Annotated in this window: 18 protein-coding genes and 1 pseudogene; 17 read left to right on the plus strand and 2 right to left on the minus strand. The window is 41.9% G+C overall.

Annotated elements, in window-relative coordinates; translation table 11 throughout:
• Window position 1: 1 nt before the first annotated feature.
• The 3 genes from A5867_RS05460 (at window position 2) to A5867_RS05470 (ending at window position 2,820) form a co-directional block, all read left to right on the plus strand.
• Window positions 2–1,462 (plus strand): 6-phospho-beta-glucosidase, encoded by a 1,461-nt coding sequence (locus A5867_RS05460; protein WP_074536531.1) that lies wholly within the window; start codon window positions 2–4, stop codon window positions 1,460–1,462.
• Window positions 1,463–1,709: 247 nt separating this feature from the next.
• The gene (locus tag A5867_RS05465) at window positions 1,710–1,910 is read left to right on the plus strand and encodes a cold-shock protein (RefSeq protein ID WP_005225331.1); all 201 of its coding nucleotides are present in this window, start codon (window positions 1,710–1,712) and stop codon (window positions 1,908–1,910) included.
• Between the two features lie 556 nt (window positions 1,911–2,466).
• Complete coding sequence (locus A5867_RS05470) at window positions 2,467–2,820, plus strand: nuclear transport factor 2 family protein (protein ID WP_086338606.1); 354 nt, start codon at window positions 2,467–2,469, stop codon at window positions 2,818–2,820.
• A gap of 451 nt (window positions 2,821–3,271) precedes the next feature.
• Here A5867_RS05470 and A5867_RS05475 read toward each other — a convergent pair whose 3' ends face one another.
• Window positions 3,272–4,672: a metallophosphoesterase gene (locus A5867_RS05475; RefSeq protein ID WP_087627051.1), complete on the minus strand. Its 1,401-nt coding sequence runs from the start codon at window positions 4,670–4,672 to the stop codon at window positions 3,272–3,274.
• Between the two features lie 391 nt (window positions 4,673–5,063).
• Here A5867_RS05475 and A5867_RS05480 point away from each other — a divergent pair, with 391 nt between their 5' ends.
• Window positions 5,064–6,440: a CHAP domain-containing protein gene (locus A5867_RS05480; protein WP_060792881.1), complete on the plus strand. Its 1,377-nt coding sequence runs from the start codon at window positions 5,064–5,066 to the stop codon at window positions 6,438–6,440.
• Window positions 6,441–6,600: 160 nt separating this feature from the next.
• Here the strand turns inward: A5867_RS05480 and A5867_RS05485 are convergent.
• Window positions 6,601–8,741, minus strand: a pseudogene (locus A5867_RS05485) (UvrD-helicase domain-containing protein).
• A gap of 263 nt (window positions 8,742–9,004) precedes the next feature.
• Between A5867_RS05485 and A5867_RS05490 the strand changes: the two are divergent.
• The 13 genes from A5867_RS05490 (at window position 9,005) to A5867_RS05550 (ending at window position 18,623) form a co-directional block, all read left to right on the plus strand.
• Complete coding sequence (locus A5867_RS05490; RefSeq protein ID WP_015509162.1) at window positions 9,005–10,042, plus strand: NADH:flavin oxidoreductase/NADH oxidase; 1,038 nt, start codon at window positions 9,005–9,007, stop codon at window positions 10,040–10,042.
• A gap of 154 nt (window positions 10,043–10,196) precedes the next feature.
• Window positions 10,197–10,514: a PadR family transcriptional regulator gene (locus A5867_RS05495; RefSeq protein WP_008377296.1), complete on the plus strand. Its 318-nt coding sequence runs from the start codon at window positions 10,197–10,199 to the stop codon at window positions 10,512–10,514.
• Window positions 10,515–10,520: 6 nt separating this feature from the next.
• Entirely contained in the window at window positions 10,521–11,354 is an 834-nt protein-coding gene (locus A5867_RS05500) for a hypothetical protein (RefSeq protein ID WP_087627052.1), read from the plus strand.
• A gap of 117 nt (window positions 11,355–11,471) precedes the next feature.
• Window positions 11,472–12,416, plus strand: a complete 945-nt coding sequence (locus tag A5867_RS05505) for a tocopherol cyclase family protein (protein WP_016620641.1) — start codon at window positions 11,472–11,474, stop codon at window positions 12,414–12,416.
• A 78-nt stretch (window positions 12,417–12,494) separates the two neighbouring features.
• Entirely contained in the window at window positions 12,495–14,474 is a 1,980-nt protein-coding gene (locus A5867_RS05510) for a S9 family peptidase (protein WP_087627053.1), read from the plus strand.
• A 297-nt stretch (window positions 14,475–14,771) separates the two neighbouring features.
• Window positions 14,772–14,924 (plus strand): 50S ribosomal protein L33, encoded by a 153-nt coding sequence (rpmG, locus tag A5867_RS05515; protein ID WP_005225339.1) that lies wholly within the window; start codon window positions 14,772–14,774, stop codon window positions 14,922–14,924.
• A 16-nt stretch (window positions 14,925–14,940) separates the two neighbouring features.
• Entirely contained in the window at window positions 14,941–15,210 is a 270-nt protein-coding gene (rpsN, locus tag A5867_RS05520; protein ID WP_005225340.1) for a 30S ribosomal protein S14, read from the plus strand.
• Between the two features lie 15 nt (window positions 15,211–15,225).
• Complete coding sequence (locus tag A5867_RS05525) at window positions 15,226–15,360, plus strand: putative metal homeostasis protein (RefSeq protein WP_005237325.1); 135 nt, start codon at window positions 15,226–15,228, stop codon at window positions 15,358–15,360.
• A 29-nt stretch (window positions 15,361–15,389) separates the two neighbouring features.
• A complete protein-coding gene (gene rpmF, locus A5867_RS05530; RefSeq protein WP_005225341.1) occupies window positions 15,390–15,560 on the plus strand; it encodes a 50S ribosomal protein L32 in 171 nt (56 codons plus the stop codon).
• Between the two features lie 37 nt (window positions 15,561–15,597).
• A complete protein-coding gene (locus tag A5867_RS05535) occupies window positions 15,598–15,993 on the plus strand; it encodes a hypothetical protein (protein WP_015509167.1) in 396 nt (131 codons plus the stop codon).
• Between the two features lie 25 nt (window positions 15,994–16,018).
• A complete protein-coding gene (locus A5867_RS05540) occupies window positions 16,019–16,426 on the plus strand; it encodes a NusG domain II-containing protein (protein ID WP_005237322.1) in 408 nt (135 codons plus the stop codon).
• 375 nt (window positions 16,427–16,801) lie between these two features.
• Window positions 16,802–17,509 carry an EAL domain-containing protein gene (locus tag A5867_RS05545; protein ID WP_087627054.1) on the plus strand — a complete coding sequence of 236 codons (708 nt, stop codon included), beginning with the start codon at window positions 16,802–16,804 and terminating at the stop codon, window positions 17,507–17,509.
• A gap of 4 nt (window positions 17,510–17,513) precedes the next feature.
• A complete protein-coding gene (locus A5867_RS05550; protein WP_015509170.1) occupies window positions 17,514–18,623 on the plus strand; it encodes a GGDEF domain-containing protein in 1,110 nt (369 codons plus the stop codon).
• Window positions 18,624–18,790: the final 167 nt, after the last annotated feature.

The raw sequence follows: 18,790 nt of genomic DNA on the forward strand, positions 1-18,790 counted from the left end.
AATGAAAAGTTATTTTCCAAAAGATTTCCTCTGGGGAGGAGCAACAGCTGCCAACCAAGTTGAAGGAGGTTCTGGAATCGATGGAAAAGGCTTGTCGGTTTCTGATGTCTATCTATTCGATTCCTCAATGCCGAAAGAACGATGGACTGACCAATGGCATATGATGACTCATCAGCAAGTTGCAGAAGCACAGGATCCAAACAGCACGAAATACTATCCGAAAAGACAGGGAATCGATTTTTATCATCACTTTAAAGAAGATATTCGTTTATTTGCTGAGATGGGCTTCAAAGCCTATCGGATGTCAATTGCCTGGACACGGATCTTTCCAAAGGGGGATGAGGTAGAGCCAAACGAAGCTGGATTGGCATTTTACGACGCAGTCTTTGATGAGTGTTTGAAGTATGGGATCGAACCAGTGGTATCACTATCCCATTATGAGATGCCTTTGTATTTAGTGACTGAGTATGGAGGATGGCCAAACCGGCAAGTGATCGACTTTTACGTCCGTTTTGCCAAGACGGTGATTGAGCGATACCAAAAGAAAGTCAAATACTGGGTGACTTTTAATGAAATCAATTGTGTCAAACACCATCCATATGTTAGTGTCGGGATCATTGAAGAAGGTCATCCTAATATTGAACAAGACAAGTACCAAGGGGCGCACCATCAATTTGTCGCCAGCGCAATCGTGACTGACTATTGCCATCGATTGATTCCCGATGCCAAGGTCGGCTGCATGATCAGCTATCAATTATTAACGCCGTACAGCTGTGATCCAGACGATGTCCAAAAAACAGTTGAAAGTCAACGTACCTCACTCTTTTTCAGTGATGTGCAGGCAAGAGGCTATTATCCAGCATATGCCAACCGCATGTTTGAAGAAAAAGGAGTGGAATTGGTGATCGAACCAGGAGACTTAGAAGTCATCCGAGAAAACCCTGTTGATTTTGTTTCCTTTAGTTACTATATGTCCAGTGCAGTCAGCGCACATCCAGAACGATTGGAAAGTGCTGTTGGGAATCTGATCACTGGTGGGATTAAAAATCCCTATTTGCCAAGCAGTAAATGGGGCTGGCAGATCGATCCCAAAGGGTTGCGAACAGCATTGAATCAACTCTATGACCGCTACCAAAAACCTTTGTTTATTGCCGAAAACGGTTTGGGAGCAGAAGATGTCGTAAACGAAGATGGCACCATCGATGATTTTTATCGAATCGACTATCTGCGTCAGCATATTGAACAAATCAATGAAGCGTTGCATGATGGCGTCGAGGTCTTTGGCTATACGGCATGGGGCTGTATCGATATCATTAGTGCCTCAACCTCACAAATGTCGAAACGTTATGGCTTTATCTATGTTGACCAAGACGATGAAGGCAATGGCACAAAGAAACGCATCAAGAAAGCGTCATTTGATTGGTACAAAAAAGTAATTGCTTCAAACGGCGCAACTCTTTGATTTTTGATTCTTCCAGATAAAGCAATTGCTAGGCTTAATCATAAGGTTTCTTAACAATTTAGCTTTTTATCAAGAAAAAAAGCCAACTTTATTTGCTATTTTATTTTAACCATGCTATGATGAATAGGTAAAGTTCTGATATGTTAATACTTGTTTATCTTTTCTATTGATACACACTTCAATTACACATCATTTTCTATTACAAACAAATAAACACAGTCGATGTGTAATATGGAGGTATACGTTTATGAATAACGGTACAGTAAAATGGTTTAATGCAGATAAAGGTTTTGGATTTATTACAGGTGAAGACGGCAATGATGTATTTGCTCACTTCTCAGCTATCCAAGGCGACGGCTTCAAAACTTTAGAAGAAGGTCAAGCAGTGACTTTCGACGTTGAAGAAGGCCAACGTGGCTTACAAGCAACAAACATCGTTAAAGGTTAATTGACGTTAACAAGCGAGAATCCATTGGGTTCTCGCTTTTTTTGTTTTATTTTATATAAATATTGAAATGGATCGGGTGTTGATGATCTGCTACAAGAGAATAGTTGCAGGTTTTGAGGACCTGACATGGTAAATAGTACATCTTTGATTTCACTATTCAACTAGCCCTAAGCGTCGCGGTTTACTTACCTATGATTTCTCATTCGATGATAAGCGTATAAAAAGAAAGAGGGGCTGTATACCGTATTCAATAAATTAATAAAGTGGTTGAATAGGTTTAGTGGCGTTGCTACCATTAAAAGCAATGATTACTAGTGATTCAAATGGCATGACTCATGTGAATGGAATAAAGAAACAGGTAAAGCAAAACATGCTACGATTCAATATATGGTACCCCGTACTTATACAAGAGTAATCGATGTGAAAGATCGATATTTCTTATTCGTCTCATCGATATTGTCTTGAATGAATTGTAAAAGTAGAATATATTGGTACAAATTAGCTGCTTTTTTATTGCGATTGGAACAAAGATGATTACATTTCGAGGGGGATTTATATGAAGCCAAAAGAAATACTTTGCCAATGGGTTGATGCGTTTAATCAGGCAGATGTAGGATGTATTTCAGAATTATATGATGAGAATGCAATAAACCACCAGGTTGCCAATGAGCCAGTTGTTGGGAAAGAAGCGATCAAGCAGATGTTTGAGCAAGATTTTTCTAACGCAAACATGGTTTGTATCGTTGAGAACATTTTCGAAGATGGACAATGGGCAATTTTAGAGTGGCGTGACCCCTTAGGTTTGAGAGGCTGCGGTTTTTTTCAAATAGTAAATGATAAAATTTTATTTCAAAGAGGCTACTGGGATAAATTATCTTTCTTAAAACAGCACGACTTGCCTATTGAATAAAAGGAATTCCCTTATAGGAATGGTTAGCAGATATGCATGACAGGAAGGTTGATCGCTTCACGTAGAATTCTTAAAGGAGCAACACTGTTTGAAAACAATACCTTTTGTTTAAGTAATGATTAAGAATAAGCTAGTTTACTTCCGTCGGCGCCTTGTTGTGTGGTATAGTTATTGATAAGCGACAAATATTTTTGTACCACACGTTACTTGTTTTGAAGAAATTTATTCAAACCTGGCGTAACTTCAGAGTTACAAGGATACAATAGAGGTTAGGGATTGTATCGTTTAAATGAGAAATAAATAATAGTAGTAATAGTATGCTGCACTTTCAAAGAATAAATATTGACTCGTCAGATAGCCTTCTCGTTTACCCAAACGAGAGGGCTATCGTTCATTAGAAAAGAAAAAAGTGTCTTTTTCCTAAAAGAAAGGAAGAAGACACTTTTTAGCTTTATTCTGCTGTGAGGGGGATCGTCAGCTTGCGATCATCGGTTTGATCGTCCAGCATTGAATCGACATATTGCTTCAAAAAGTAAGAATAGGTCGCTAACCACTGATACTCCTCGGAGTCTTTGATGGCAGCTTTTTCTTCGGCTGAGTAAGTATCATTGCCAGTAAAAAGGGCAGTGTTCAACTTCGTGACAAACGTGCAAAGTTTTGTCATCTGGGCATCTGACAGTTCAGACACTGCGGACAATTGGTCACGGACCAGTTGGTCGGTGTCTTTTTCAAAAATACTTTTCTGGTAGTTTTGATAGTTCAGCAACTGTTCATCAGTTTGCTTCGTTTCAGCCGCCCAAGCATCGAGATCAATCTGCCGAGCTTCATAGTTGATTTCCTTGTCAGAAAGAGAAAGGACGCCGTAGCCTAATTCTGCCGTTGAATAAGACCCAGTGACTGCTTCATAAAGCGAATCATTCCCTTCGTTAATGTCTTGAATGTGGATATGACCAGAGAAAACGGCTGGCACGTTGAAGCGTTCCAACAAAGCGACAGTCTCAGAGGCGTTGTCGAGAACATAACCGTCTTGTAAGAGTTCATTATGACCAAACAAGTTATGGTGCAAAAAGACCAGTGGTACTTGCTCCGCTTCTTTCGTCAGGGTTAACTGCTCCTCCAACCAAGTTAGAGTAGCCGGTTTCAACTCACCATTCGTAGTAGGGTCATCCCAATTAACCTCAGAATCGTAGATACATGAATCGAGCAAAAAGAGACGATACTTGTCGTTTAACTGAATGCTGTAGCTAAGGGAAGACTTGTCGATACTGTTGGATTTTTCGTAACCTTCAGTAAAAATCGTTTGAAAATCCTCAGGACTGATTTGATCTGCGTAGTATTCCTTTTCACCTTTAAATGCTCGCGCCCAACCATTGTAAATCTCGTGGTTGCCAGGTAATGCTAAAACCATAATGTCAGCTTCTTGCAATGGTTCAAGCAATCTTGCCAACTCTTGAGCACTTGCTTTCTCGCCATTGAGCGTCATATCACCGGTCAAAATAATTCCCGTGGGTTTCTCTTTTAAGGCTTGAGCGGTGAAGGCCTCGATCGATTGTTCTTGATACGTCATCTCTTTGCCAGCAGCTCCCTTTGTGAAGGTCTGAAAGGCTGCGCCGTTATCATGGAGCGTGGAGGAAAGAAAATGAATATCACTTAAGAGCCAAAACTCACTGTTGCTCGCCTGTTGCAATGGAGTATCGGCTTCATGCACCTTACGAAATTGAAAGAATAACAGGAAACAGGTGACAAAAAGTGTAAGTAGTGCCAATGGCCAAAACCATTTTTTGTGTGTACGAATCGCGATTCCCTCCTCGCTTGTTTTATTTATTATAGAAAGGAATAGGGATCTTGTCACATAAATGGTCTTTTTTTGAATGATTTCTTGTTTTCATAGTTTTTCTTATTAAAAAAAGTGTGATCAAGCTTTAAACCCTGACGAATTAGCTTTACTTTCGATAAAGATAACATGAATTGATTTTATTTTTGATGATGAAAATGAAAAGAAAACGCGGTAATTTATTCAGAAACGTTGATTTAACGGTCTTTAATTGTCCTGTTATTTATCGTTGAGATAAAGGGAGCGTTAGATTGAAACATTTTTGTAACATTTCCTTTATCTGTGTGTCATATCATTATGGTAGAATTCATTTGTCGTTAAATCGAACATTAAACTTTCTTAGACAAAATTAAGTTTTTATAAAGGCAGTTCATCTGTCAAATCAACCAGCTAGTCGGAGGAAAAACGAGTGAAGAATAGTTTGTTATCAGCATTAATGGTGTGTTCACTAACATTAACAGCAGTTGCAGCACCTGCATTAGCATTTGCAGATTCCATTGATGATCAAATCGAGCAGCAAGACCAAAAAATCAATTCTCTTAAAGGTCAGCAAGCTGACGCCCAATCACAAATCGATTCTCTAGAAGCAGAAATTGAAACAGTGAGTGCAAAAGTTGCTTCATTAGAAGCGAAACAAGTTGAGTTAGGTCAAGAAGCTGAGAAATTGCAAGACAAAATCGCAACATTGAAATTGCGTATTGCCAAACGTGAAGAAGCAATCCAAAAGCAAGCCCGTGATGTACAAGTTAACGGTCAAAGCACCAATTTCATTGATGCTGTTTTAGAAGCAGATTCTTTAACGGATGTTATCGGTCGCGTACAAGCGATGACAACGATCGTCAATGCAAACAATGATTTAGTTGAACAACAAAAACAAGACAAACAAGATGTTGAAGACAAAGTCAAAGAAAACGAAAGCAAGATCCAAGAAGTTGCTGCGAACCAAGCAGAACTTAGCCAACAAAGAGATGCCATTGCAGCAAAACAAGCTGATTTAAATGTCTTGAAAGCAAACTTAGCAGCAGAACAAGCGACTGCTGAAAAAGACAAAGATGCATTGAATAAGAAAAAACAAGAAGCAGAAGCTGAAAAAGCCCGTATCTTGAAAGAACAACAAGAAGCTGCTGCTGCTCAAAAAGCAGAAGAAGAAAGACAAGCTGCTGCTTTGAAAGAAGCACAACAAGAAGCTGCTGCTCAATCAACTGAAAGCACGACAGAGAATACAACAGCTTCTACTGAAACAGCAACAAGTAGTTCTTCAAGCAACACAAGCTCAAGCAATACCAGCAGTTCTAACAGCTCAAGTTCATCGAACGCAGGCTCTTCAAACACTGGTTCAAGCAATTCAAGCTCAAGTAACTCAGATTCAAACTCTTCATCAAACAATAATTCTACAGGAAGTATTTCTACTGGCGGTGGAAAAGATCATTCAAGCTCAGGTAACATGTATGCTTGGGGTCAATGTACTTGGTACGTGAAAAACCGCGCTCCTTGGGTAGGTACTTACTGGGGTAATGGTGCACAATGGGGTGCGTCAGCTGCAGCTGATGGATACACTGTCAATGGTACACCAGCAGCCGGTGCCGTTGTAGTCTTTGCCGCTGGTCAATCAGTTGGTGGCGAATGGACTGCTGATCCAACTTATGGACACGTAGCCTATGTTGAATCTTACAACCCATCAAACAATACCATCACAATCTCTCAAGGCGGAATGGGCTTTGACAGTCCTGGTGGACCAAACACTGCAACAATGAGCGCATCTGGATATACTTACATCCATCGCTAATCAATTCAAAAGCAAAGCATCAACGCAATCGCGTTGATGCTTTTTTATTTGATCGATAGCTTTCTAAATCAGTCAGATAAGAGAACTACTCAGAGAGGCAAGACAGGGTTCTCTCAAATCTTATCAAGATTCTATAGAAAATAGGAGGTTTTTCGTTCTACTAGCAAGGAGGGAGAAACGGCGAAAAGGTTCCTTTTGAAGTTACCACCAGTTCTTCCATTGCACGAGAAATCGCCGTGTAGAGAATTCGCCGGTCTTGATCGGTATGATAATTTTCTTCTGAGACATCATATAAGAGGACCTGCTTAAATTCCAATCCTTTGGCAAGATGAATCGGTAAAACCGTTCCATGAAATGACACGGCCTGTTTATCGAAGAACTGTTTGAGCTCCTCACTGGATCGACTATCTTTGGTGATGATCGATACTGGTTGCTTAAGTTCCTTTACTATGTCTACTAACGCAACGTCAGGCAGATTGGCATAAAACTGTGGCAACTTTCCTTCTGGTCGAACGGCAGAGATGTTTAAATTGGTTTCTTTTGGTAGCATTTGGGCAAATAACCGCGTGATTGCACCGCTAGAACGATAACTCGTAGTCAGCTGATACGTTTCGAGGAATTTCGCCTGTTGTTGAAATAACGTTTGGATTTCTGATACGGTGATGGCACTTGTAAAGATCGCCTGTTGCTGATCCCCGACGAGGGTAAAAGCGGCATAGGAAAAAGACATAATAGAAACTGAATTTGTGCTGGCGTATAATCTTGGACTTCATCGATAAACAGATAGCGTAACGCAGGGACAGGTTGTTTTTCGGCGAGCAAATGACGAATCAGCAATAGACAAACGGTATAATCCAAACTATCTGTTGTTTGCGTCAAAGTGATCTGTCCGTGAGTAAAATAGTCGGCACTGTCTGCTAACAATCGTTTCGTATCAAACCAAGTAAGGTCTTTGATTTGTTTGGAAACCGTTGTGTATTTTTTCTTCAGGAGGCGAATGGCTGCTTTCTGAATTGTTTTTTCTGAATCATCCTTTAAAACTGTCCCTAATAGGGAGCGCTGTTCGTCTTCAGTCAAAGAACGAACTTGGTCGTGAACATTTGTTGCTAAGGCATTTTTTTGCAGTCGTTCCTCCCAAGCGTAAGCCAATTTCTTTTTGACTGCTTGGATGCGATCGCGCAAGGATGCCTGTTTCGGTGTCTCTTGGAAGAAAGTGTCGATCGTTTCTTCAGAAAAAAGGACGACGTTTTTTCTTTTGATTGGTTTAAACTGAAGCACAAGTTCTTCTGGCAGCTGTTTGCTCAAGGATTGAAGAAAGCGGCTGAAGTCCGCACTGCGCAAAAGGTCGATTGCTTCATTGGGTGTTTGCTGGATGCGGTCAAAATACGCCTCTTCCGATTCTAAGTCAACGCTAGGAAATGCTTGGCAAAACTGCCGCATGGTCAGCGTCAATGGATTTTTTTCACCGAGGGAAGGCAGCACTTGCGAAATATAATCAATAAACCGAGAGTTCGGGGAGAGGATCAAGACATTCTCTGCGGTCATCTCTTCACGAAAATGGTACAGCAAAAAGGCGATTCGCTGCATGACAGCAGACGTTTTTCCGCTTCCAGCAACACCGTTGACCAGTAGGTTTTTATGCGCTAAGTCACGGATGATGACGTTTTGTTCGTGTTGGATCGAAGCAGTGATATCTTGCATTTTTTGACTATTATTGGCTTCAAGGGCTGCCAGTAACACTTCATCTTGAATCGCGACTGAGGTATCAAAGGCTTGCTTCAAGTGATCTTTTTCGATAATAAATTGTCGGCGATGTTCAAGAGCGGCAGAAATCGTCTGATTGTTCACTTGATAAGAGACCGGGCCTAAGCGTTTGACATAGAACAATTCGGCAATTGGGGAGCGCCAATCATAGATCAACCCTTCCTTATTTTCATTAACAAAACCATTGATCCCAATGTAAAAATCTTCTATCGTTTCCTCATCTTCAAATTGTAGGGAAATTTTACCAAAGTAGGGACTATCCAGTAGACGGTCGATGGCAGCTAATTCACGTTCAGCAGATTGAAGAGCGGCGTTCATTTGGTCGATCTCACGGTTCTTACTTTCAATGGCAGCAAAAGTATCTAAACGGTCAGCAAAATTATCAAAGTTTAAGCGAATCTCTTCGCCGATGCTTTGCATCGCAAGGCGATCTTTTTTTCTGCCTTCAGTCAAGAAGCTGTTCAGCACTGTCTTTCGCGTCAGCAATTGCTGGTACGTGTCTGCGAGATGCTTCTTTTCAGCCTTTAGGTCGTTCATTTAGACTCACATCCATTCTCCAAAGTATCTCAATTATACGGGCATCCACCAAAAATACTAGTCTATTTTTTTGACTCTGGATGCGGTATAATAATAGTGGGAAGAGGCAGCTGATTGTTCCAATGTCATGGGAGCAAGCAGAATGCGTCTATTTTTTTGTTTTAAAAATGGGAAAAAGGGTCATTGCTTGTGTTTTTGAAGGGGCTGTTTATACTGAATATAGAGAAAAATACAAAGCGAAAAATCGTTGAGGGAGTGTCAGCATGTCCAAATTATTGTCACCAGTGAAGCTAGCGAATTTAGCATTGGCCAACCGCGTCGTTATGTCGCCGATGTGTATGTATGAAGTAAAAAAAGAAGACGGTGTTGCGGAACCCTTTCATTTTGTTCACTACGGGGCACGAGCATTAAGCAAAGTCGGCTTGATCATTATTGAAGCGACTGCCGTTGAACCAGACGGACGAATCACAAACAATGATCTAGGGTTATGGAATGAAGAGCAGCAAACAGAGCTGACGAAATTGGTGGAACTGCTGCATGGGTTCGATGCGCAAGTAGGCATCCAACTAAGCCATGCAGGACGAAAAGCAGTTGATGCCACCAATCCTTTGGCACCAAGTACCGTTGCCTTTAACGAACGCTACCCGTTACCGTCAGAAATGACCCTGTCGGAAATCAAACGGGTGCAAGATAGTTTTGTTCAGGCTGCCCAACGAGCAGCCAAAGCGGGTGTCACGATGATCGAACTTCATGGGGCTCACGGCTACTTGATGGATCAATTTCTTTCGCCTCTCGTCAATCAACGAACCGACCTGTATGGTGGTTCCTTAGAGAATCGCTATCGCTTTGTAAAAGAAACGGTACAAGCAGTTCGGGCAGTCTTTTCTGGGTCCTTGTGGATGCGCTTGTCACTGACAGACTATGAAGAACCAGGACGCCAAAATTCGTTGGAAGATTGGCAGCAAGTGGCCCAATGGCTTCAAGCAGATGGCATTGATTGTCTTGACTGTTCCACAGGCGGTGTGGTGGATAAAAAGCCTAATATTCCGATCTATGATGGCTATCAAGTGCCCTTTGCTGCAGCTATCAAGCAAGTGGTCGATATTCCCGTAGCAGCAGTCGGTTTATTGGATAATCCTGATCTTTGCGAATATCTTTTGCAAACCAATCAAGTGGATTTGGTTTTACAAGGCCGCGCATTGATCAGAAATGTCAACTGGTTGGCAGATGCAGCGGCGAAACTTCACGATAAGTCCTTTCAAGCGTACAATGATTCCTATCAACGCGGGGTGAAACGTTGAATCATTTGATAAAAAATTCTCCTAGAAGAAAAATCTTCTTAGGAGATTTTTTTATTCTACTAGTATGCTTTACAAACTAGTGACAAACACGTATACTAGGTACAACACTAGTTTGTATAACAAACTAGATAAAGGGAACCAAAGGAGGGAAATCGTGAAAGAGACGCAATTGCTAAAAGGGGTTTTGGAAGGGTGTGTTTTGCAAGTGATTGCTCAAAAAGAGATTTATGGTTATGAACTGGTACAGGAACTGAAGCAAAGAGGCTTTGAAACGATCGTTGGCGGCACGATCTATCCTTTGCTGCAGAAGTTGGAAAAACAAGAACTTATTACCTCTGAGATGAAAAAGTCACCTGAAGGACCTGATCGCAAGTATTTCTCGATCACCCCGAAAGGCATAGACTATTTGGCACAATTTAGAGAACAATGGACGAACCTAATGAAGAAAGTCGAAGGATTATTTAAGGAGTGAGGAAACATGGCAAATAAACAAGAGACGACCTATTGGCGAAAGCAAACCAATCTGATCGAGCAACAATTCAATGAGAAAAATCGCCAATTTTTTGATGATTTGCGAAGCTACCTCTTACTTTCCAGCCTTTTTTACGATGAGCATAAAGTCACAGAGCAGGTATACGCGATTGCAATGGATTTATTAGAAGCACAAACTCATGGGGAAGAGGCGCAACACTATTTTGGCAATGATCCGAAAGGGGTGGCAGATGAACTATTGGCAAACACGCCAAAGAGTAATCTCAAAGAGCGCCTCAAATTGGCGTATCTAGCGGTTGGCATCAGTTGGGGAATCAAATTTATAGCTGATTTTACAAATCAAGGACCACTGGTTCTTAACCTGCTGGATTATCTTTTGACAGGATTGGTAACTGTGTTAGCGATCATCGGGATTTTTGCGATCATCAGCAAAACCATCTATCAAAAGAAGGGCACAAGCAAAGTGATTCGTTTCGGCTCCCTGTGGCTCGTTGTGAGTGGCTGGATTGGTCTTTCACTGCTGATCAATCTGCTGACCCCAAACTGGTGGCTCCTGACGATCGCATTTCCATTTGATGTAGTATTGGTTGGCAGTTTGCTGGTAGCGGCGATCGTTTTTGTTGTATCACTCAAAGAAAAAGCTTTTTATCCGATCGTTTTTCTACTGGGGGTATTTGTGTTGCTTGGTTGCCTGCAAAAAGCCATGGCATTTTATCACATTGGGGATCCATCGTGGATGACCGGCGGACTTTTGACACTGTTAGTTGTAGGGTTTCTTATTTTTCTCTGGTGGACCCGTCGAGTGATGAAAGAGCAATAAGTAAAGCCAGAAACAAGTGTCTTGCTTGTTTCTGGCTTTTTTTACATAGAAAAAGCATTATCCTGAGGAATCTTTCTGCTTCATGCTACACTAAAAAAGAAACGGAGGGAAATCAAGATGTTGACAACAGATCAGTTCTTTCACGGCCACGACAAGCAGACCGCTTTTTTTGAAGGCTGGTACCATAAACACCAAATCGGTGAAGAAGTCTATGCTTTTATTCCTGGTTTTTCGATTCAAAAAGACGGGACCAAAGAAGTATTCATTCAAGTGATCAATCATGAGGGTGCGCATTACTTTTCCTTTCCAGAAACTGACTTTCAAGTGTCAGAAGAGGAGCGTAAAGTAACGATTGGTGATAATATCTTTAGTGAAGCAGGCATCCAAGTCTCTTTAAAAAATAACGAACTTCAAGTACAAGGGTCAGTAAAGTATAACGACCACAAACCGATTCAGCGGACACGTTATGCGCCGAGTATCATGGGTCCTTTTTCGTATCTGTCATTTATGGAGTGCTACCACGGGGTCTTGAGCATGAGTCATACCTTAGAAGGTACGCTGCAGTGGAACGACGAAGCAATCGATTTTACGAACGGGATCGGTTATTTGGAAAAAGATTGGGGAACCTCCTTTCCAGCAGCTTATATTTGGGTTCAATGCAACAGCTTTGATGCGCCAGATGTTCGGTTCTTTTTCTCCGCAGCCGACATTCCCTTTGCTGGTTTTGCTTTTTTGGGAACGATTTGTGTTCTGCAAGTCGGGAGCCAAGAATATCGTTTTGCTACTTATCATGGTGCAAAGATTCATGATGTCAAACGCACGGAAGACCGTTTAGTGATCCATCTCAAACAAAAACAATGGTCCTTAACGATCGAAGTTTTGACGAAAGAAGGGCATTCTTTGAGGGCACCTTCTATTGGGCAAATGAATCGGATCATTCGCGAAAGTGCCAGTACGGAAATCACCTTGACCCTTTTAGAAAATGGGCAGGAGATCTTAAGGCAGACAGGGATGTCGGCTGGTTTTGAAGAAGTAGCGAATTTGCGAGGATTTCACTATTAAAAAAAGCAGAAAAATTCGTTTCTTTTGATATACTAGTAGATAGTTACTACGAAAACACGTATATTTGGAGGGAAATGGATGAAAAAAATAACGAATGAGACACTGTTTGAACTGAAAACGATTGCGCAGCCTGCAGTGGGGCAAAATCAGGTTTTTTACTTGGAAACGGTAGTCAACCCAGAGACCAACACGTATGATTCAGCGATTTTTAGTATTGACGCAAAGACCAATGAACGGCGTGAGTGGGGCACCGAAGCGACGACCCACAACAGTCTAAAGGTCTCGCCAGATGAGCAATGGCTCAGTTTTGTGACGACCGATCCAAAGAAAGGTGAAAGTACGTTATGGACGATGGCGGTGTCCGGCGGCAAGCCCCAAGCACTTGTGACTGAAAAAGGTCTGGGCGACTATTTTTGGAAGCAAGACGCAACGGCTATCTATTACCAGCTGGCACAAGAGGAGACGGTTTCAGAGAATCAAGACGACAAAGAAAAGACGGACAAGCAAAAGGAATTTCCACAAGTAAAAGCTACTACGAAAGTCAATTATTTGGCGGATGGCGTCGGCTTTTTAAAAGAAAAAAAACATTCGATCATCAAAAAAACGATCGCGACACAAGAAACGGAACTGATTTTTGAGCATAAGTATCCCTTTGTGTTCTCTGGCTTAGCGGATGATCAAGAGACTTTGTTTCTCACTTTTGACAAAGAGGAAGAAGACGAGTGGGACTATGGATCGAAGGTTTGTCTCCTAAATAGCCAGACGAAAAAGACAGAAAGTTTAGAAAACATTCTGCCAGAAGGAACGTATACTTTTGCTGCAGCGCGCAATGATCAGCTATTACTATTAGGCAATGATCTTTCCTATGGTTTTGTGACCTTGGATGATTTGTTTTTGGTCGACTTAAAAACAAAAGCGGTCAAAAATCTTTCCAAGGAGTTAGATGTTGCTTTTGGCAATGCGATCATCAGTGATTTTCAACAAAAAAATCGCGGCGTAGCGATCACCTGGTTGACGGATGACACATTCCTTGTACCCGTAACGGAGCATGGCAAGCTACAACTGTACCGCGCCTCGATCCAAGGAGAATGGACCAAACTGCTTGATGAAAAAATGGATATCCTTGATGCGGCGATCTATTCGGAATCCAAACTTGCTGTTGCTTATGCGACCACAACGATCCCTAGTCGCTTAGGCTTGGTTGACTTAACAAGTGGCGAAGTAACTGATCTATACGATCCCAACCAAGCAGTTATGTCAAGGTTAGCGATCAGTAAACCCGAAGCGTTTTGGTACGAAGGAGCAGATGGTTGGCAAATTCAAGGCTGGTATTTGCCCCCGACCGAAACACAAGAAAGTCATCCAGCAATTTTGTACATCCATGGCGGTCCGCAAGTCTGCTACGGGGAAACATTTTTCCATGAGATGCAAGTCCATGCCGCTAACGGTTATGGGGTCATCTTGTTGAACCCTCGTGGCGGGCAAGGGTACGGTCAGGCGTTTGTCAAATCGATTTTAGGTGATTATGGCAATAAAGATTATCAAGACTTGCTGTTGGGGGTGGATGCCGTGGTGGCAAACCATCCAGAAATCGATACGAACACGATCCATGTAGCTGGCGGCAGCTATGGTGGCTTTATGACCAACTGGATCGTTGGTCATACCGATCGTTTTTGTGCGGCAGTTACGCAACGCTCGATCTCAAATTGGATCAGCTTTTATGGGACGAGCGACATTGGACCTGCCTTCGTCAAATTCCAATTGTTGCGGGAACTTGATGAGACCGAAGGACTTTGGAAGATGTCGCCTTTGGCCTATGCCAGCCAAGTCAAGACACCTACGTTAGTCCTCCATGGGGAAAATGATTTGCGATGTCCGCAAGAACAAGGACAGCAGTTTTACATGGCGTTGCAGCGTAAAGGCGTCGATACGAAGCTAATGCTGTTTCCTCAATCCTCTCATGGTTTGTCGCGCAATGGCTTGCCGAACCTGCGGATAGAACGCTTGCAGGCGATCAGTGAATGGCTTGCATCACATGAGAACCAATCAGTAAATTAACCGAATGAAATCACCTGACAAAGAATCACGACTTGGGCTGCTTGAAAAGCCCAACCAGTGATTTCTTAAAAATCAGGTGATTTTTTTGCGGGATCAAAAGCTATAGGTTTCTGTTATCTTGCCGCCAATGACAGCGACGGTTGAAAACAAATTCATATGACGTTTTCTTCACGTGTTAAATAACAAAAAGAAGAAATAGTTTTGCTTGCTTCCTGTGTTTTAGTGTGATATGATACAAAACGTAATCGTTACACTTTAAGTTTTTTGGTGTGACATAAGAGAAAGGAGCTGGTTATTATGAGAAACAATATTATTTTGGCATGTGTGGAGACAGGGGAAAGACTTTATTTGACCAATAAGAACCAGCGCAATACGCCGGAACGTTTAGAATTAAAAAAATACTCACCAAAGTTGCGGCGCAGAGCGATTTTTCGTGAAATCAAGAAATAGGAAGGAAAATAACTGAATGGCAAAAAAATCAAAAATTGCAAAATACAACAAACAAGTACAACTCATCGAACAATACCGAGCAGTACGTCAAGAACTAAAAGCACAAGGAGATACCCAAGCATTGGCCAAACTACCGAAGGATTCGAATCCGACTCGTTTGAAGAAACGGGATATGATCGATGGTCGTCCGCGCGGCTACATGAATAAATTCGGCATGTCACGGATCAATTTCCGTAAGCATGCACATCTCGGAGAAATTCCCGGCGTTACAAAAGCAAGCTGGTAACAGAAAGGAGTCAATATGGAAAAAACGGACTTGTCTAGTGCGTATCGACGTTTAAAGAGCCCGAACATCAAAACAAGGAAACGCGCATTAAAGATCATTCATGAATTTAAGCGAAATAAACGAAAAAATGCATTGCAGCTGCGTGCATAATGAGAAAGTGAAAGAAAGTTGGAAATGACATGGCAGTACCTGCAAGAAAAACATCAAAAGCAAAAAAGAATAAGCGCCGGACCCACTATGGCGTCAAAGCACCAGCGATTTCGTTTGATGGGACAACAGGAACCTTCAAGCGCAGCCACCATGTATCTTTAGCAGAATATAAAGCGCAGCACCCGATCGAAAAGAATTAACGGCGTCTTATGATGCCGTCCAGAAAGCAGGGGGAAAATGGAGATCATCTATCCGTCATTGATTGAAGAAGCCTATCGTCACAGTAAAAAATTTCATCCAGAGATCACCAAAGAGGCAATCTATCGCCATTTTTACGAAGCAGGCTTGATTAAAGAAAACGGCGATCCGACGGAAAAAGCCTTGTCAGAAGGGGTCGTTAAAGATTATACTGAGGACTGGGATCTTACCTTTGAAGAATTTTTGATGATCTACCCCGTGTTTCGTTCCTTTGACTCAAAGCATTTCAAGAAGATCGAGCATTTTTGGGAAATGGATTTGGCTTTGCAAGAACAAATCCTTGCCCAATGGGAGCAAGAAACCTTCACAGAGGAAGAGATCATCGACCTAACTGCTTTTTTTGAAGAGCGATTACCTTCTAAAAAGCAACAGTGAATGAACCGTGAAAGGCGTACATGTGATGAAAAAGACGATCCAGCCATTTTTAAAACTTTTAAAGCCCTATGATTATCTGCTGTTTGTTCTGTTAGTTGTCGGCTCTTTTTTACCGCTTTTTCTATTTGAAGCACAAGCTCAAAGTGATACCGGCGATCGGTATGCAATCGTGCGGATCAATGGAGAAGAGGTTGACCGTTTTAACTTAGAAGAAATCGATGCGATGGAAAAAACCTACTATCCAGCAGAAGGTCAGTACAATATCGTCGAGATCAAAGATGGCGCGATCCGAGTTCGTGAAGACAATAGTCCCGACCAGATTGCTGTCAAAACCAGCTGGATCTATCGCAATGGGCAGACGAGCATTTGCCTGCCTCATAAGCTGGTGATCGAGATCAAGCAAGCCGGTGCCTCTGACTATTTAATTTATTAATAGAAAAAGGAAGCCAGCTGAACAATTCCTGTTCAGCTGGCTTTTTTATGAGGATGAGCAGAAGAAGCTGTCAAAAACGCCAATCGACCAACGTGTAAGTCAGCCAGAAACAGCGTTTTTGATACAAGAAACGAGCAGAATTCCAACTGTCAGAAGAAAGAGGAACTATGGGTGAAAGCTACAATCTCTGTCCAATCGTTCACAAAAAATTCTGCCCAATCATCTAAAATAGTTGGGGAACTGCGGCTCTATTTGGTATACTTAGGCAAGTCAGTTCCTTTGAAGCTTCTCTTTCTAAGGACTATGAACGAGCGATGATACGAATATGACCAATTTTCGGAAGTGATAACTTTACTAGATGGGGGCTTAACGAAGATGGGAAATGAAACAATTTGGGAAAACACAGACAATTTTTATCTGTTATGTCAACCAATCATGCAGGTAGAATCGCTAAGTCAGCAAGAGGTGAACGGCTATGAGGTCTTGCTGCGCAGCGAGAAAAACAACCGCTTTCCGCAACAAGAATTCAGCGCAATGATTCAATCTGAAAGTGGCAACCAGCAGTTGATGGGGTGGTATGCCCAGGAGCTGCGACGGTTGTGCCAAAAAAAGCCGAAAACCCGCTTTAGTGTCAATATCCATCCACAACAGCTGCTGTGGCAGTCAACGTGGACCTTTTTTGAGGGGATGACTGCCCACAAAGAGCAGTTGCAGATCGAATTAACAGAGCATCCTGTAAAAGGTCAGCATGATTCTTTTGATTTGTCTACTGCCCTTGCAAAAATCAAAGCCTATGGCTATGTGATCGCTGTCGATGACATCGGCTGTGGCCAAAATACCCTGTCATTGGTCTTTGCCAATCTTGAAAATGTGGATTGTTTGAAATTTTCACTACTGCCGTTTATTCAGCTCGATGAGGAGATCGGGTTTAGTTTCTTGACCTGTTGGTTGAAGGTCGCCAAAAAGTATCAGCTTGAGTTGATCGTTGAAGGCATCGAGACCCGCGATAAGATGGCGCAGCTGCTTGAGATGGGGGTTCATTTACAACAAGGATATTTATGGTCTAAAGGAGAGCGATTGTGATGGAATGTTAGAACGAGGCGTGCTCTTGGCGTTTGGTTTGCCGCTGATGATTGCCAGTTTACTGGTGACCGCAGATGTTTTTGTACGAAGTGTGCAAAAAATATCGGTTTCTCGTCCATTTAAGTATTTTATTATTGGTATTCTGACGTTTACGCATTTGTATTTTATTCTTTCTTTCTCAATGAATTCAGTTGGGTTTATCTGTTATCAATACACAACTGCTTTTATTGCGAGTCATTTTTTCTATGGTGATCGTGGCAAGATCTTGATTTTGATAACGCCGTGTATGGTCGTGTTCTATTTACTGTTTGTCGGTTTTTCTGACATTGGCAAAGCCTTTTATTTACCACTATTAGGTGTCGGCGTCTTTGTCCTTGATTTTCTCTTATCAAAAATCAAGCCGCTGCGTCCGCAACAGCAGTTTTATTTGATGTATTTTTTGACCTGTCTGCTCTCACCGCGTTTTTCGATGTTGGTCCATCATACGACGACCTATGACTGGGAAGCGATGTTGGCAGTACTTGTTGGTTCTTTTGTGCTGTTGGGCGGCTTTATGTGGCTGCATCGGTTGATTGAAGGCGAAGAGTACCAAGTACTGGCAGAGTTGGCGAATAGTAAGATCGATGCGTTGACCGGCTGCTTCAACTATGGGACCTATAACCACGACCTGCTTCAAGCCGTTTCACAGAAAAAGACTGTGACGATCGCCATGATCGATCTCGATCACTTCAAAAAGGTCAACGATCGTTATGGTCATATCGCTGGAAATGAGCTGTTGAGAACCTTTGCCACACGGACGACTACTTTTTTAGAGGCGCATTTTGCTGAGACCTTTTCCTTTTATCGTTATGGCGGCGAAGAGTTCTGTGTCGTGATCGAAGGGGATGTCAAAGAAAAGACCGTAGCTGCGATGACGACACTGTGTCAAACTATTTCCAGCAGTATGTTTCCTGTCGCCAATTTTGAAAAAGGGACGATGTCTTTGTCTTGCGGCGTTGAAGCGAGCACCGTTTGTCATGGCGATATCTTGGCAGCCGTCGAAAGAGCCGATCAAGCACTCTATCTCGCAAAACAAAGTGGTCGAAATCGGGTGTGCACCTTACCTGAGACGTAAAAAAATAATGAAAAAATGATTTGCACAAATTCACAAAGAATTAAATCTTTATGCACAAAAAGTTAGTAATAATAAAGAAATAATGTTATTTATTTAAAAAATATACATTTTGCTTTTTTTATTTATCTTGAGAATCTTCGCATATCAACAAAAAGATTGAAACTATG

The sequence above is a fragment of the Enterococcus sp. 6D12_DIV0197 genome, assembly GCF_002174385.1.
GTDB classification, from domain to species: Bacteria; Bacillota; Bacilli; order Lactobacillales; family Enterococcaceae; genus Enterococcus_D; species Enterococcus_D casseliflavus.

Excerpts from the sequence above, each read along its gene's own strand:
- A5867_RS05460 (WP_074536531.1), top strand. The coding sequence starts at position 2 with ATGAAAAGTTATTTTCCAAAAGATTTCCTCTGGGGAGGAGCAACAGCT.
- A5867_RS05465 (WP_005225331.1), top strand. The coding sequence starts at position 1,710 with ATGAATAACGGTACAGTAAAATGGTTTAATGCAGATAAAGGTTTTGGA.
- A5867_RS05470 (WP_086338606.1), top strand. The coding sequence starts at position 2,467 with ATGAAGCCAAAAGAAATACTTTGCCAATGGGTTGATGCGTTTAATCAG.
- A5867_RS05490 (WP_015509162.1), top strand. The coding sequence starts at position 9,005 with ATGTCCAAATTATTGTCACCAGTGAAGCTAGCGAATTTAGCATTGGCC.
- A5867_RS05500 (WP_087627052.1), top strand. The coding sequence starts at position 10,521 with ATGGCAAATAAACAAGAGACGACCTATTGGCGAAAGCAAACCAATCTG.
- A5867_RS05505 (WP_016620641.1), top strand. The coding sequence starts at position 11,472 with ATGTTGACAACAGATCAGTTCTTTCACGGCCACGACAAGCAGACCGCT.
- A5867_RS05510 (WP_087627053.1), top strand. The coding sequence starts at position 12,495 with ATGAAAAAAATAACGAATGAGACACTGTTTGAACTGAAAACGATTGCG.
- rpmG (WP_005225339.1), top strand. The coding sequence starts at position 14,772 with ATGAGAAACAATATTATTTTGGCATGTGTGGAGACAGGGGAAAGACTT.
- rpsN (WP_005225340.1), top strand. The coding sequence starts at position 14,941 with ATGGCAAAAAAATCAAAAATTGCAAAATACAACAAACAAGTACAACTC.
- A5867_RS05525 (WP_005237325.1), top strand. The coding sequence starts at position 15,226 with ATGGAAAAAACGGACTTGTCTAGTGCGTATCGACGTTTAAAGAGCCCG.
- rpmF (WP_005225341.1), top strand. The coding sequence starts at position 15,390 with ATGGCAGTACCTGCAAGAAAAACATCAAAAGCAAAAAAGAATAAGCGC.
- A5867_RS05535 (WP_015509167.1), top strand. The coding sequence starts at position 15,598 with ATGGAGATCATCTATCCGTCATTGATTGAAGAAGCCTATCGTCACAGT.
- A5867_RS05540 (WP_005237322.1), top strand. The coding sequence starts at position 16,019 with ATGAAAAAGACGATCCAGCCATTTTTAAAACTTTTAAAGCCCTATGAT.
- A5867_RS05545 (WP_087627054.1), top strand. The coding sequence starts at position 16,802 with ATGGGAAATGAAACAATTTGGGAAAACACAGACAATTTTTATCTGTTA.
- A5867_RS05550 (WP_015509170.1), top strand. The coding sequence starts at position 17,514 with ATGTTAGAACGAGGCGTGCTCTTGGCGTTTGGTTTGCCGCTGATGATT.